This is a genomic window from Vibrio sp. KUL80 (assembly GCF_059725495.1).
In genome coordinates, this window is the sequence record NZ_AP045841.1 from 1,904,360 (window position 1) to 1,917,900 (window position 13,541).

Annotated in this window: 17 protein-coding genes and 1 pseudogene; 2 read left to right on the top strand and 16 right to left on the bottom strand. The window is 45.2% G+C overall.

Going from position 1 to position 13,541, the window contains the following annotated elements; all coding sequences use genetic code 11:
• Positions 1-3 precede the first annotated feature (3 nt).
• The 4 genes from AC6I8U_RS08770 to AC6I8U_RS08785 are packed head-to-tail and all read right to left on the bottom strand — an operon-like array spanning position 4 to position 2,283.
• Positions 4-420, bottom strand: coding sequence for a GNAT family N-acetyltransferase (locus AC6I8U_RS08770; RefSeq protein WP_498018341.1), 417 nt, complete (start codon positions 418-420; stop codon positions 4-6).
• Between the two features lies 1 nt (position 421).
• Positions 422-724 carry an antibiotic biosynthesis monooxygenase family protein gene (locus AC6I8U_RS08775; protein ID WP_498016575.1) on the bottom strand — a complete coding sequence of 101 codons (303 nt, stop codon included), beginning with the start codon at positions 722-724 and terminating at the stop codon, positions 422-424.
• Positions 725-779: 55 nt separating this feature from the next.
• Entirely contained in the window at positions 780-1,199 is a 420-nt protein-coding gene (locus tag AC6I8U_RS08780) for a DUF1801 domain-containing protein (RefSeq protein ID WP_498016576.1), read from the bottom strand.
• Between the two features lie 25 nt (positions 1,200-1,224).
• Positions 1,225-2,283: an oxidoreductase gene (locus AC6I8U_RS08785; RefSeq protein ID WP_498016577.1), complete on the bottom strand. Its 1,059-nt coding sequence runs from the start codon at positions 2,281-2,283 to the stop codon at positions 1,225-1,227.
• 296 nt (positions 2,284-2,579) lie between these two features.
• Between AC6I8U_RS08785 and AC6I8U_RS08790 the strand changes: the two genes are divergently transcribed.
• Complete coding sequence (locus AC6I8U_RS08790) at positions 2,580-3,335, top strand: DeoR/GlpR family DNA-binding transcription regulator (RefSeq protein ID WP_498016578.1); 756 nt, start codon at positions 2,580-2,582, stop codon at positions 3,333-3,335.
• A 54-nt stretch (positions 3,336-3,389) separates the two neighbouring features.
• On the opposite strand, the gene AC6I8U_RS08795 is transcribed toward AC6I8U_RS08790, so the two are convergent.
• The gene (locus AC6I8U_RS08795; RefSeq protein WP_498016579.1) at positions 3,390-3,761 is read right to left on the bottom strand and encodes a YybH family protein; all 372 of its coding nucleotides are present in this window, start codon (positions 3,759-3,761) and stop codon (positions 3,390-3,392) included.
• A gap of 129 nt (positions 3,762-3,890) precedes the next feature.
• Here AC6I8U_RS08795 and AC6I8U_RS08800 point away from each other — a divergent pair, with 129 nt between their 5' ends.
• Positions 3,891-4,754 carry a LysR family transcriptional regulator gene (locus AC6I8U_RS08800; protein ID WP_498016580.1) on the top strand — a complete coding sequence of 288 codons (864 nt, stop codon included), beginning with the start codon at positions 3,891-3,893 and terminating at the stop codon, positions 4,752-4,754.
• 33 nt (positions 4,755-4,787) lie between these two features.
• Here AC6I8U_RS08800 and AC6I8U_RS08805 read toward each other — a convergent pair whose 3' ends face one another.
• From AC6I8U_RS08805 to AC6I8U_RS08855, 11 genes and pseudogenes are all read right to left on the bottom strand, one after another.
• On the bottom strand, positions 4,788-5,777 hold the full coding sequence (locus tag AC6I8U_RS08805; protein ID WP_498016581.1) for a linear amide C-N hydrolase: 990 nt from the start codon (positions 5,775-5,777) through the stop codon (positions 4,788-4,790).
• Between the two features lie 89 nt (positions 5,778-5,866).
• Positions 5,867-7,222, bottom strand: coding sequence for an FUSC family protein (locus tag AC6I8U_RS08810; RefSeq protein ID WP_498016582.1), 1,356 nt, complete (start codon positions 7,220-7,222; stop codon positions 5,867-5,869).
• 8 nt (positions 7,223-7,230) lie between these two features.
• A pseudogene (locus AC6I8U_RS08815) lies at positions 7,231-8,094 on the bottom strand (HlyD family secretion protein).
• 8 nt (positions 8,095-8,102) lie between these two features.
• The gene (locus AC6I8U_RS08820; RefSeq protein WP_042475600.1) at positions 8,103-8,306 is read right to left on the bottom strand and encodes a DUF1656 domain-containing protein; all 204 of its coding nucleotides are present in this window, start codon (positions 8,304-8,306) and stop codon (positions 8,103-8,105) included.
• 263 nt (positions 8,307-8,569) lie between these two features.
• Complete coding sequence (locus AC6I8U_RS08825; protein ID WP_498016583.1) at positions 8,570-9,055, bottom strand: GNAT family N-acetyltransferase; 486 nt, start codon at positions 9,053-9,055, stop codon at positions 8,570-8,572.
• Between the two features lie 18 nt (positions 9,056-9,073).
• Positions 9,074-9,589 (bottom strand): GNAT family N-acetyltransferase, encoded by a 516-nt coding sequence (locus tag AC6I8U_RS08830; protein WP_498016584.1) that lies wholly within the window; start codon positions 9,587-9,589, stop codon positions 9,074-9,076.
• Positions 9,590-10,057 carry an ASCH domain-containing protein gene (locus AC6I8U_RS08835; protein WP_498016585.1) on the bottom strand — a complete coding sequence of 156 codons (468 nt, stop codon included), beginning with the start codon at positions 10,055-10,057 and terminating at the stop codon, positions 9,590-9,592.
• 1 nt (position 10,058) lies between these two features.
• Positions 10,059-10,553, bottom strand: coding sequence for a GNAT family N-acetyltransferase (locus tag AC6I8U_RS08840; RefSeq protein ID WP_498016586.1), 495 nt, complete (start codon positions 10,551-10,553; stop codon positions 10,059-10,061).
• Positions 10,546-10,965 (bottom strand): GNAT family N-acetyltransferase, encoded by a 420-nt coding sequence (locus tag AC6I8U_RS08845; protein WP_498016587.1) that lies wholly within the window; start codon positions 10,963-10,965, stop codon positions 10,546-10,548. Before AC6I8U_RS08845 ends, AC6I8U_RS08840 begins: the two co-directional genes overlap by 8 nt.
• 87 nt (positions 10,966-11,052) lie before the next feature.
• Positions 11,053-11,481, bottom strand: coding sequence for a cytochrome c-type biogenesis protein (locus AC6I8U_RS08850; protein ID WP_498016588.1), 429 nt, complete (start codon positions 11,479-11,481; stop codon positions 11,053-11,055).
• Positions 11,471-13,429 (bottom strand): heme lyase CcmF/NrfE family subunit, encoded by a 1,959-nt coding sequence (locus AC6I8U_RS08855; protein WP_498016589.1) that lies wholly within the window; start codon positions 13,427-13,429, stop codon positions 11,471-11,473. The genes AC6I8U_RS08850 and AC6I8U_RS08855 overlap by 11 nt, the downstream gene beginning before the upstream one ends.
• Between the last annotated feature and the right edge of the window lie 112 nt (positions 13,430-13,541).

Here is a 13,541-nt window from a genome sequence, read left to right on the forward strand (position 1 = left end):
AGGCTAGATATCTAAATTGGCAGACGAGTTAAACGAATACATCTTCACTTCCTGACGCACCTCCCACCCCATGGACTTATAAAACATCTGAGCTTGCTCATTCTCAGTGTTTACGAATAGATGGGTTTTACTGATACCAATATGGGCGAAGGCGTCGGTTACTTTTTCAACCAAGGTTTTTCCGATGCGTTTGCCACGATAATCTGCCCCTACCGCAAGATGCTGAAGGTATCCTCGCCGACCGTCAGTACCCGCAAGCACTGCACCAACAATCTTGCCATGAACAATGGCGACAAAACTCATGTTCGGGTTTTTATCGAGATACGAGGTGACATTTTCTCGACTATCAGCCTCACGAATCAACATATGTTCAGTCTCTTGCCATAACGCCAAAACAGCATCATAGTCGGCGACTTGCATTTCACGATACGACACGTTCACTTGAGTAACTCCTTTTTACCTCAACGACTTCAACGGTGTAATTTACATACCACTTATCTTTACCTAGGAGCTGAGCCTTTTTATGTAATGGGTCTTCGCGCCATCGCACGATATCTTGCTCACTAGCCCAGTAAGATATGGCTAACTCTTGATTGCCTTCACAGCTGCTGACAAAGTCTATACATCCGTATTTTGACATCGCGAGATCACGCAGTTGATTGGCGTAGAGAGAATACTCCTTATCCAGAGTTCGAATAGTAGCTTTAAAGATGACGGCAAACAAATCTGGCTCCTTGCTCTGTTTGTCGGTATTGGACGGGATTCAATATTGGGCTGTATCAGGTACAGTCGTACCTAGCTTCCATGACTGATACCACTTTCATGAGAAGATCCTCTAGTGCTGAACGATCAATTTTTTCCAAATTCGTGATGTAAAGACATGACTTAGCGGTTTTTACTTTGCCCAACGCGGCTAACTCTGTCTGAAATTTTTCAAAACCTTGCATTATATAGATAGTCGTGTTGCTCTTTCTAGGAGAGAAACCCGTCATCAACCAAGAATACGTTCCGCGCGTGTTAGTGTATCGGTATTCTCCAAATCCGATAATACTTTCTCCCCACATAACTGGCTTGCGACCCGTAATTTGAGTGAACATTGTGAGTAATGTCTCAGCATCCGCACGGCGCTGCTTATGTTCTACACTTTGGATAAATTCGACAGGGCTTGCGTCTGACGGTCGTGTTTTTAGCGATGACATGGCTTTTCCGATTTTGGTTATTTCTTTATAGCTTAAACCCTTTTGCCTCTGTAACTGAAAGCTTCTTGCCAAGACGGCTACTATCCATAGCAAGCTCAATCAATCGAATAACTTGCAGCGCTTCTTCTGGTTTTACGGGAGGTTCAAGGCCATCCTGAATCGACGTAGCGAGTTGCTTAAAGTAGTCCTCATAAGCCCCAAGTTCAGTTTTTACCACCTCTGAACCGCCCTCTTGGTACAACGTGCCGTAGCTCTCCTGTGTCTCTTCTGACCAATTTAGCGTATTGGGAAGCACGCCAGAGATTAGCTGCGCTTCTTGAGGATCAAAGCCACACTTCTCATAATTCCCTAGCGTTCCTTTGACGGTGAAACGCCGATTAGGTCCAGCATCAAACATATCACCATGCAAAATCGCCAGATGCTCTGGATAATGTAGAATCACATGAAAATAATCGACATTAGTCGAGTTTTCACGTCGCATTTTGCACTCAGCGCTGACATAGTCCGGGACACCAAACAGCTCCACTGCTTGGTCAATAAGATGGGAACCGAGATCGAATAAGATCCCACCACCATCCGTCGTTTGTTCGCGCCAGCGTTGACGGACTTGAGGTCGGAAACGGTCATAGTGGGATTCAAAGTGTTTGATATCCCCTAGCTTCTCGTCGTCAATCAACTTTTTGACTGTTAGGAAATCACCATCCCAACGTCGGTTGTGATAGATGCTCAAAACTCGATTGTGCTTTTTCGCGATTTCAATTAAGGCTTCTCCGTCTTCAATACGGGTCACAAACGGTTTCTCAATAACCACATGTTTACCACTTTCCAGCGCTAGCTTCGCCAACTCAAAATGAACATGGTTTGGGGCGGTAATGATGACTAACTCTGCATCCGTATGCTCGATCATTGAGGTTGCGCTGGTGTAGTGTTTAACATCTGGCAAAGTATTATTGACCTCACCCGCTTTACTGGTGCTGATGGCGGTCAATTCAAATTCAGGCAAAGTGGTGATGAATGGGATCTGGAACGTTTTGGCCGAAAATCCATATCCGATGATGGCTGTTTTAATTCTCTTCTGGGTCATTGAACACTCTCTTCACTTGTTAAGACTGCGGCATCATCAGCATTTCACTTAAGCGAAAGCCTTCATTTTTCAATTAAAGCAACTTAAAAAATGCAAATTAACTTACAAAACCGCATAAACGCGAACCATATTGCACATTAACTTACGCAATTTCAAGCTCAATCACGAACAAAGTGCTAGCTCGGGCTTTTAACAACGAGTTAGCAAGTCAAGATAAGTGGTTTTACGCACATATAAGTATTTATTGATATTCACTTACGCTACAATGACAAGCAGATGCAGCAAAGGATCAGACAATGACTCAAGAAGAACGATTAATAGCGATCGAAGAGCAGATAAAAAACCACGGAAAAGTCACCATCGAAGAGATATGCCAAGCCTATGAAATCTCTTACGATTCAGCTCGGCGAGATTTGGTAAAACTTTCAGAGCGCCCGGGAGTATTGAGAATCCGAGGTGGCGCAATCTTAGATGAGAAAACCGTTAGTCTCTCATTTCATCAAAGGTCTGGTACGGATCCAATCAAGCTGCAGCTTGCCAAGTTTGCCGCTTCCCTAGTAGAAGAGAACGATATTATTTTCCTCGACGCCGGTACGACGTGCACGGCGCTCGCTCAAAACCTCTCAGTCAAATCAACGGTCATTACCAACTCAATTGAGAGCTTGAGTGCCTTAAGTCATAAGCCCAACGTTCGAAAAAGTGTGCTTGGTGGCGCATTCGATGACTTCTCACACGCCATCTTGGGCGATATGACCATTGAGCAGATAAAAAAATATCAGGCTAGCAAGGCGTTTATAGGGATTGGGGCGATATCAGAATCTGGCATCACTACCGATTTAGAGACCGATGCCAACCTGAAACTGGCGATGGCAAAGCAGTCTAAGCAAGTAATTTGTGTCGTGGATAGTACCAAGTTCAACACGCAACTGATGTACCAGTCTTGTACTTGGGCGGATATTGATATTGTCGTCACGAATCAACGACCACCAGAGAACATCATAAAGCAGATTGATCTTCATGGTGTGGAAGTGGTTATCCTTCCTGAGGCATAACAACCAAAACCACAGTACAACTCTTGTACTGTGGTTTTCGAGCAGAAAAGTGCGCTATCGCTCACCCAACACTTCAAACTCATCGTAAGTTAAACGAGATAACCCATCTTCTTGTATCTCCCATAACTCTTTGTGTACCACACCGAACGCTTTATTCATGGTCCAATCGGCACTCAAAATGTAGCCAGTTTCATTCTCTTTTACCCACTTCATATTTGTGTAGTCAACGTCGGCAAATCCCTGATCCATAATGCCTTGCCAAAACGCTTCAATCGCCTTACGACCCTCAAAAGTACCAAATGGTTTAGCGACCATTACCGCATCCTCAGCGTATCGTGCTGCACAGCCTGCTGCGTCTTGGCTATTGAACGCCGATTGCCAACCAGAGATACCTGCTTTTGACTGTTCTAAAACGGATTCACTCATTACTTTTTCCTACTGTTCCCGTTGTTGATAAGCCAATATTAGGCTTACAATTAACAAAGAAAAACAAAGCAATTAGAAATATTTGCTCTGTAAAACAGAACAATAGTGAATGGGTTAATTAAAGCATTTATGAATAAGCTACGTCTAATGTCGATGTTTGTGCAGGTAGTAGAAAGTGGTTCTATTTCCAAAGCAGCAGATAAGCTGGATGTGTCCAAATCAGTGGTCAGTACTGCTCTCAAACAACTTGAGCAAGAGCTCGATACCACACTACTTAAACGCACGACCAGAAAACAGACCCTCACCTCCGCAGGCGAGCGCTTTTATGCAAAGTGTGCCCAGATGAGTGCAATCGCCGAAAGTGCTTGGTTAGAAGCGTCCTCTTCTCTTGAAGCGCCCAAAGGTAGGCTGACCGTTACCGCGCCCCACGCACTAATGAAATCGATTGTCTTGCCAAGCCTAACAGCCAAGTTCAAAGACCACCCACAAGTAAACTTAAACCTGATTGCTGACGACAAACATATCGATATTATTCAAGACGACATCGATCTTGCCATTCGTATAGGAAGCTCAAAAAATTCCAATCTAAAGCAACGTAAACTCGGAGAGTTCGTCGACCGGCTTTGTACTGCTAGCACAAACAATATCGATGTTCTAACATCACCATACATCGCGCAGCATTGGCAGTCGGAGCCAATTACGCATGAGTTAGAAGTCAATGGTCAAAGTGAGACTATTCGCTTCCCTATCTCACATAGAGCCAATACGGTTTTTGATGTAGTTAGTTTGATAGAAACAGGGTTAGGTATTGGATTGGTTCCCGACTTTATTCTTAAAGAACACAAGAGCCTAAGCGCTATCTCAGACGCGCGACCAACTAAAGTGAATCCGATTTATGTACTGCATCCGTATCAAGCGCATGTGCCGCTGGTTGTAACGCTAGCTATCGAAGCTATCGAGCACGCGATAAATACATCCCTAGGCTCAAAGTGATAGGACACCCCTGGAGTGCCCTATTCGTTTATCTTAAAACTTCGCCATATACGACTTATCAAGCGGCATTCTGAAATCCTTACCCATCATGTCGTAAACGTTGAATTGAACCGTATTCCAGTTTTCATCGAAGTTGTACTCGAATACCGTGTCACCTGTTTCAAGACTCTGCGTGATGGTGTACTCCGTTGCGTAACCTGACATACCGTGACCAAAGTCTTTGTATGGCGCATCAACTGGGACTCGGAATGGAACCGTTGACAACTTCATCATGCCATTGGTGACGCTTGTAGGTTGCTCTAGGTGACTCATAAAGTAGTTTGCGTGTAGGAAACGACTGTGAGAGTTGCCGTTGCCGATAGAACCATAGTCTGTATCACGCGTGGCGTCTTTAAAGCGCGGTTCCACTTCTTTAAGTTGCTCAAGTTGAATCTTCATCGATGGGTCATTGGTCATGACCATAGCGTCTTCACCACGGTAGGTATTGATACCGTCTTCATCCATTTCGATGACAAGTCGGTCACCACTCTTATCGGTTACCGACCAATGCAGTTTCATTTCAACTGGCATACCTTCCATATCAATCGATGCGAACTCAATATTTGGTAGAGCTTTCACGACTTCATCAACTGATGCATAGCTCGCCAGTAGATACTCTGCCACCGTAAACTGAGTCACCTCAGAGCCTTTCGTTGCTTTCTTCATAGTCATGTCAGGGTAGAACAGCGCGTTTACCTGCAAACCTTCGCTATTGACTCCATCCGCGACAAGTTCGCCGTAAGCAAGCACGGCAACCATGTCATATTTAACCGTATATTTGTCACCCACGCCGTTACCTTGGATAGCGCGGATGTCGCCTTTGTTGATATTACCCAAGACTGGTTTAGTCGATTCCATCAAATCCATTGTTCTTGAGGTAAAGGTGCCGAGTTCAGTATTCCAAGCTACTGATGTACATGCGTCAGCGATGCCCGAAGCTAAAGTGCCAGCGAGAAGTGCGATAGTTATTGCTTTTAATTTCATGGTAACTCCAAATCACGTTAAGGAACGATATGAAGTGTAAAATGGCAATCGAAAATCAATAACTCTGCAGGAGAGGATTGACTCCTCACCTAAGCTTTAATCGAAAACACTTTTGAGTAAAACTCAATGAGTAACAATGACATAAATAGCATCACGATCATATTGAGCGGCCCTTGAATGTTGAACGAAGGAACCAGTTCAACAGCACTAGCCGGTATGTTCACAAGAATGTTCCCGGCTAGAGCCTTGAGTGGACTCATTTTAAGGATGTCGCACAAGCGCCAAAGCAGCACAGCGTTGCAAAAATAGAGCGCCAGAATCTGCCATGCTTCCGTAAGCGAAGGCATGATAAAGGTGTATTGCAACAATAAAAACGACGCCATAATCGTGTAAAACAACATGATGTATTTCACCGCCTTACCCGGAATCGCCAATATGTTCGCAGCCAAGACACCTGCCAATGTTGGGAAAAGCACGCCGTTAGGCACTGGCATGTAAATCCACAAAGCGAAAGCCGTGATAGTCACACAAGCTGCAATGTTGGCAAAAAATATCCGTTTCTCCCTAGATAGAGACATTTTCGGCAACGCAGACAAACTTCTTTTATTAATGTGATCCAGTGGAACATCGCCTTTACTTTCAAGAAAACCTCTGACTTTTTCGGTCAATTCATCAAGAACTTGCAGATCGAGTTCAGATACATTCGCCATCTCTCTTGAACTCGCTTGCTCAACGATCTTGCTTGCGTTGTCGACAGCCGTACTTAGCTCCACCAGCCTCTCTCTATGACGGGATAAAAAGTCACTATCTTCTACCGGAAGAAAAAGCAGTTCCTTTAATCCATTAGAGGTCTTCTTCACACTTGCAGCTAGCTTGCTGATCTCTTCAGAGTCGGGTTTATCGGCCTTAAGCAAGGCCGAAAGCATTTGCAGGTCAGCCAACCCAGTTTGGGCTCGTTTGATGTAAGCTTCATCCGTTGACGTTGGCCAAACTATTCGATACACCAACGAAAAGACCACCACACCAAGTAGCGTATCCTGCATTCTCAATATCGCAGTATTGATAACCGAGGCACTGTCCGCCGAGACGGAGCTAGAAATGATTAAGCAGACAGTAATCGCAATATTGAACATGTAGCCCAACGAGCGGTGGGACTGATAATACACACAGACCCACAAGAAAGCGGTGAGAGACGCGATAAACATCACTCTGTCTTGTGCAAAAAGCCCAATTATCAGAAACGCAACAGCAGTACCTATCACCGTGCCATAGAGACGATTGCGGCTTTTTTGCGCCCAATAGCCATATATCTCTAAGGTTGCGAGCACAGTTACCGTAAGCATCGACCACGATGTTTTTGACCACCCTAACGACATAGAACAAAACATCGCGAGAATTAACGCGAGCCCGTACTTAATGGCCGCTTTCATAGACGGATTTAACATAGCTCACCTCAATCAGACAAGATCTGCACAGAAGCTGTGGCCCCAACGCGCAGTTGAAGGTCAGCTGGAACATGGTCAAGCTTCACTTTTACAGGTAAACGCTGTGCTAGCCTTATCCATTGGAAGTTAGGGTTCACATTTGGAAGTAGCGCATTCCCCGTGCTTCCGTCCGCTTTTTAGATGCCGTAGCCGATGCTTTCTATTTTGCCTTCTAAAACCTGTTTGCTATCGGACAGCAAGGTCACACGCGCATTTTGGTCTAACTTAACATCGCTTAAGTCTGTTTCTTTGAAGAAACCCTCGATCCAAAAACTGTTCTCATCGATCAATGCGACGACAGGTGCGTTAGCTACCACCTGAGAACCTACTCGATAATTAAGGTTGGTGATGTATCCATCGACCGGGGCTTTGACTTCGGTGTATTCAAGCAACAGCTCTGCCTCTTGCGTGTTCGCTTTCGCGGCGGCCACATTTGCCTCTGCGGTCTCTACCGCACTTTCATAGTTGTTCAATGCCAATGTCGACACCGACCCCTGCACCTTATGCTCTAACGCTTCCGCTCTATGCTGCTCATTTTGTGCCTTTCTAAGCAGTGCTTTTGCTTGCTGCTCCGCCGCTTTAGCACTTGCTAACCCCGCCTTGTACTGACTGTCATCAACTTTAAACAAGACATCGCCCGCTTTGACCTCTTGGTTATCGGTCACATGGAATGCAACAACCTGCCCAGTCACGCGTGGTGTTACCTGAACAATGTGTGCACGCACCTGTCCATCTCGTGTCCACGGGTTTTGAACGTTATGTGTGTAGTAAGCGTAAGCGCCAGCACCTGCTGCTATAGCAAGAATCGCGGTAGTAATGGATTTGTGAAACATAAGTCACCTCATACAAAAGGAATGAGCAGACCAATGATCAGGCTCATTAAAATAAATAAACTGATATCTGCGATGGCTGGGTAAGCTAAGTGTTTATAAACATTAAATTTAGCGAACATCGCAGTGACAAAATGCGTAGCTATATAGGAGAGCGAAATCACCAATAGAAAGGGTGGAATGTAAATTTCGCCAATGGTTATTTCATGTGGCATATCGAATCCTCTTCAAGTGAGAATGCATTACACCTCACTAAAGAGAACACGCACACTCTGCAGCAGAGGATTAAAGCCTCACCTATTGATAGGAAATGGATATAGGACGTCTGAACTGCAGAGACACTGCATGAAGGAAAGATATTATGTGAAGAAGCTATGAAAGTGTCGGTCAGATTTATCGCTTACGGTGACAACTTGAGAGACTCGGTTATTGCCAGAACTAGAATCTATCTAGGAGCAACCACAGTTGCTCCTAAGGCTTAGAGCGTTTTTTGCCAGTATCCTACGTCTAGCCAACGATCAAATTTGAAACCAATTTGTTTAAAGTGCCCTACTTGCTCCATGCCCATTTTGTGGTGAAATCTGGTGCTTTGATCGTTAGGTAGTGTAATGACACTCATGACGTTCTTGATACCATCGTCACGTAATCGGCTAAATAGTTGCTCGTAGAGTCTACTGCCTACACCTTTTGTCGGACACTCAGGTGAAAGATAAACAGAGGATTCGGCCGTAAACCTATAAGCGCTTCTCGCGTTCCATTGCTTGGCATAACAGTAACCTATCACTTGTCCTTGATGCTCATACACAAGCCAAGGCATCTGTGAGTCAATTAGCGTCTCAATACGTTCAGCCATTTGCTGCGCTGACACAATTTCTTCTTCAAACGTGCACGTTGAATGGACTATGTAGTGGTTATAAATCGTCGCGATAGCGTCCGCATCCGCTGCGGTGACATTACGAATCAAAGGGCACTCCTTGTGACATTAGCCGCGGTGAAAGATGTGGTCATCATAGGTTTGACCACCAATTTGATAGGCGTCTTTATCAACCTTGGTCAGCACAAAGCCGCATTTCTCTAACACACGCTCTGATCCTCTGTTTCCTTTTGTCACAATCGCGGAAAACTTGTTGAGATCGAGATCGCGCTTCGCCCATTTGATTAAAGCTTCTAGCGATTCAGTACCAATCCCGCGCCCATGAAATTCGGGCAGAAGCAAATACCCCACCTCTGCACAGCCATCAATGACTTTAAAGCCGGTCACTCCAACGGTTTCACTAGTTTGCTTTAGTGAGATAACCAAACAGAGCCACTGTTCTGAGCCTTTGACCCATGTCTGTAGACGCTCATCAAATCTCGCTTGTATCTCTTCATCACTTGGTTTGTCGAAACAAAGCTCAATAACCTTGGCCTCTGTCTGTAAGCGCTTAAACAAGTCGAAATCAGCTTGGGTGATTTGCGCCATAGAAAGACGTTTAGTTTGGATAGTGATACTTTTCATTTAGCTTGGATACACCTTTTTAAAACGCTCTAGCACTAATTCACTTTCGAGCGTAAACACAACTCCAATTTCGTTAGCGTACCATTCAAAAAACTTAATATGCGCCTCTTTCCACCAAGCGTATGTGCGATCGCCTTCGCCCTCTGCATGTGCAAATTCTTCGCTCACTTGATTGAACGGACACACTTCAACAGACGTTAATTGAATCACACATATCGGGTTTTGTTGCCAATCTAAGACAATCGAGTAGCTGCCTACTTGAGGTAATGGCTCGTCTTCGACATCCCAACCTGCTTTTAGCCCACATGATGCGGTTTTGATCCCTTCGTTGATCAGTCTGGCGCATTCGTTAGCGTTGTATTCATCGGCGCAGTAGTGCTCAGCAATGACGTTGTCGATATCGACGCTTTCAGGATTCGGCAGAGTATCGAGAAACTGTTGGAAAAACTCTCGTTGAATAGGTGTCATATTATAGTTCCTTGACCATGACTATCACCTCACAGCCTTTACTATTAGTGTGATGAAGCTTTTTCCATCCGAGTTCTGCGTATAAACCGCCGGACAAATCTTCCGTTTGCAGATAGAGCTTCTCAACCCCAAGGGCTTTGGCTTTTTCGATCACGCTATTGACCACGATTTTCGCAACACCTTGACCTCGATAATCGGAGTCCACATACACACCGCCAAGCCAATCCTCATAGTCAACATAACTGGGTATTTCATGTTTACGAATATGCGCAGTCGCAATCAGTCGCTCGTCATCACAAATAACTATATGCGCTGGAATGGAGCCGTCTTGTAAAAAGCTCTCAAGTTTCTGGGTATAGCTTTCCAACGTATTATTCAGATCTCGCTTGCCCCAAGCATTAAAATACCAATCGATCACTGTCGGCTTGTGCTGAGGCACATCAGTCAACAATACGCTACACCATTCTTTGTTATTGGGGCGGTCAAAACTAGACATAGGATTCGATTCCCTTTTTCTGCATTAGGAACTCCGGCTTTTGAATCGATTGGAATCCAAATTGTTGGTAAAGAGAATGCGCATCGACCGTGCCAAGCATGGTTCTTCTCAAGCCCTGCAGATCAGGATGCTGTTCAATGGTACTTAGTATTAATTTAGCGATACCTTGCCCTTGCTTATCATCGACAACAAAGACATCACTCAGATAAGCAAACGTCGCACGATCTGTAATAACACGCGCAAACCCCACTTGGTTGCCATCGCTGTCATAGGCGCCGAAACACAAAGAGTGTTCAATAGACTTTTCGACCACAAACAAAGGGACACCTTTGGCCCAATAACTGTTAGAGAGATAGCGGTGTATGAGTGTGATATCGAGATGGTTTTTATCAGTAGATACCGAATACGGCATGGCGGCTTATCTCCTTCATCCTTGAACTTGTTATAGAGATAAACAATTTAAGCTTTAATATCAATGGTGTATTTGAATAGAAGCAAGCTATTTGCGGGAATTTCGGCGCATAGTAACAATCATGAAGCCAGCTAACGTCATAGCAAAGGCAACGGGCATCCCCCACAAGAGGATATTTTTACCAGACATAGAGGGTTGATACAGTACATGCTCACCGTAACGATCAACCATATACGCTTTAACTTGTTGATTGCTCTTTCCTGATTTCACCAACTCAAATACTCGCAATCGAATATCCTTTGCCACAGGAGAATTGGACTCGATAAGGTTTTGATTTTGGCACATCGGGCAACGAAGTGTTTTCGCCAAATCAATTGCTTGCTTTTGCTGTTTGGGCGTATCGAACTCAAACAGATCGACAGAGTGCGCTTGTTTGGCGAATGCATGACTGGCACTCAGCAATAATGCAGCTAGCAGAACGACAGCAGAAATAGCTATGCGGAGTTTATCCAACATTGACAGCCTCCCTTAATGAAGAACTTCGTGAAACTAAGGCTGTTTTAGGCTTTCTAAGCAATGCGATGCATGCCGATAGACACACCAATAGCGCACCAAACCAAATCCAACGAACAAAGGCCTTGAATTGAATCCTAACGGCGTAATCCGTCGCATCCACTTTATCACCCAAAGAGATATAAATATCACCATGCCAAAGTGGCGTCATTGAAGGCTCGGTCATAGTCATGACACGCACTGAGTAATGACGCTTCTCAGGGGTCGCGGTCATAGTGCGTTGGTCGTTTTCCTTATCAGCAATCTCAATAACTGCTTGCTCAGCCGTAAAGTTTCGGCCTATGTACAAATTAGTATCAACATAGCTAACTTGGTAATCTCCAAAGTCGGCTTGACTGCCAGGACCGAGCCTTTTCGTGATTTCGTATGAATACTCGGCATTCATAACGCATCCGAACGCGGCTATCGCAATACCAATATGGGCAACCAGTGCCGACAGCGATGTTTTGCCTACCTTAGCGATCGCTGAAACGATATGTGGGATTAGCACCCAAAGGCTTGCCCAAACAGTAAAGAGCGCCCAGTTCGACCACTCAGCACCCACTGGCTCGTAGTGCTTGGTGCTATAGGTAACGATAGCAAAAGCCAAAAGCAGTGAAACAAGCAGCAGGATTACAGGCTTCCCAATGCTTGGCTTCTCGTTTGTCCCAGACCAACCGAGAAATGGCACAGCCCCCATAACGAATAAACTCACTATCGCGATGGGCCCAAAGAGCAAATTAAAGTACGGAGCGCCAACGGAAATATTCCCAAGTCCTGCAAGCTCGTAAACCATGGGATAAAAGGTGCCAAATACGACGACTGCAGTCGCCAGTACAAACAAATTTGCAGAGATCAGCACTAAGAAAGGTTTGGTCACCACACTAGTAATACTTGCCGACTTGATTGCTTCCACCCTGTAAATAAGAGCAACAAAAGCTAGGACAAAGACCAATGTTAAGATCGCTAATAGGCTAAAACCTTTTGTGGGATCAACCGCAAACGCATGAACAGATGTAAGCACCCCAGAGCGCACAATAAAGGTGCCGAGAATACTCAAACAAAACGTGATAAACGCTAACGAATAGGTCCAAAAAATGAGCTGCTTACTGCGGGCGACCATCATGGTGTGCAGTAACGCAGTTGATGTGAGCCAAGGAAGCAATGAAGCATTTTCAACGGGATCCCAAAACCACCAGCCTCCCCAACCTAGCTCGTAGTATGCCCACCAAGAACCTACTGCGATGCCAGCCGTCAAAAACAGCCATGCAATTAAGGTGTAGGAGCGCGCTCTTGGAATCCAATCAAGGTCAACATGGTTTGTAAGCAGCGCACCCAGCGCCATAGCAAGAACTGACGCAAAGCCTACATAACCGATATAGAGCAAAGGCGGATGTATGATAAGTCCGATGTCTTGGAGCATCGGATTTAAGTCACGTCCTTGAAGCGGCATGACCGCGTTTAACTCGAACGGGTTTGATGCAGCCAGAGTAAACCAAGCGAAGATTGCTACGATGCACTGCATAACCCAACTTGCGTGATTCTTCGCTGTGGTGCGATGCTTTGACCAGGCGATGACGACACCCCATAGTGACAGCGTCACAACCCAAAACAGCATCGAGCCTTGGTGCCCACCCCATGTAGCGGCGAGCTTGTAGCCCAGATGGAGTTGGTGATTGGAGTTATCCGAAACATAGCGAATGGAGAAATCGTCAATTGCGAATGCGTAGGCCAATACGAGGATCGCACTCAACGCGAACAAGAAAGATATTGTGCTGAAGAATTGGCTTAGGGTGATTTCACTCGCGGCGAAGCGCTGAGGCTTAGCGTAAGACAACAGTCCATGCAAAACTGCGCATGAGCTCGTTACTGCAACTGCGATTAATGTGAATAGTCCTATGTAGCCGATCATAACACCTCAAACGGGACGGCTTACCATCCCAAAAAACTCAACTCTTTGAAAACACGCGATATCAACACTCAAACAGACATAACATGCTTTCAAAGATCCCCCGCTCAATACG

Excerpts from the sequence above, each read along its gene's own strand:
- AC6I8U_RS08795 (WP_498016579.1), bottom strand. The coding sequence starts at position 3,761 with ATGAGTGAATCCGTTTTAGAACAGTCAAAAGCAGGTATCTCTGGTTGG.
- AC6I8U_RS08780 (WP_498016576.1), bottom strand. The coding sequence starts at position 1,199 with ATGTCATCGCTAAAAACACGACCGTCAGACGCAAGCCCTGTCGAATTT.
- AC6I8U_RS08785 (WP_498016577.1), bottom strand. The coding sequence starts at position 2,283 with ATGACCCAGAAGAGAATTAAAACAGCCATCATCGGATATGGATTTTCG.
- AC6I8U_RS08845 (WP_498016587.1), bottom strand. The coding sequence starts at position 10,965 with ATGCCGTATTCGGTATCTACTGATAAAAACCATCTCGATATCACACTC.
- AC6I8U_RS08850 (WP_498016588.1), bottom strand. The coding sequence starts at position 11,481 with ATGTTGGATAAACTCCGCATAGCTATTTCTGCTGTCGTTCTGCTAGCT.
- AC6I8U_RS08790 (WP_498016578.1), top strand. The coding sequence starts at position 2,580 with ATGACTCAAGAAGAACGATTAATAGCGATCGAAGAGCAGATAAAAAAC.
- AC6I8U_RS08830 (WP_498016584.1), bottom strand. The coding sequence starts at position 9,589 with ATGAAAAGTATCACTATCCAAACTAAACGTCTTTCTATGGCGCAAATC.
- AC6I8U_RS08835 (WP_498016585.1), bottom strand. The coding sequence starts at position 10,057 with ATGACACCTATTCAACGAGAGTTTTTCCAACAGTTTCTCGATACTCTG.
- AC6I8U_RS08840 (WP_498016586.1), bottom strand. The coding sequence starts at position 10,553 with ATGTCTAGTTTTGACCGCCCCAATAACAAAGAATGGTGTAGCGTATTG.
- AC6I8U_RS08810 (WP_498016582.1), bottom strand. The coding sequence starts at position 7,222 with ATGTTAAATCCGTCTATGAAAGCGGCCATTAAGTACGGGCTCGCGTTA.
- AC6I8U_RS08805 (WP_498016581.1), bottom strand. The coding sequence starts at position 5,777 with ATGAAATTAAAAGCAATAACTATCGCACTTCTCGCTGGCACTTTAGCT.
- AC6I8U_RS08820 (WP_042475600.1), bottom strand. The coding sequence starts at position 8,306 with ATGCCACATGAAATAACCATTGGCGAAATTTACATTCCACCCTTTCTA.
- AC6I8U_RS08800 (WP_498016580.1), top strand. The coding sequence starts at position 3,891 with ATGAATAAGCTACGTCTAATGTCGATGTTTGTGCAGGTAGTAGAAAGT.
- AC6I8U_RS08770 (WP_498018341.1), bottom strand. The coding sequence starts at position 420 with ATGCAAGTCGCCGACTATGATGCTGTTTTGGCGTTATGGCAAGAGACT.
- AC6I8U_RS08855 (WP_498016589.1), bottom strand. The coding sequence starts at position 13,429 with ATGATCGGCTACATAGGACTATTCACATTAATCGCAGTTGCAGTAACG.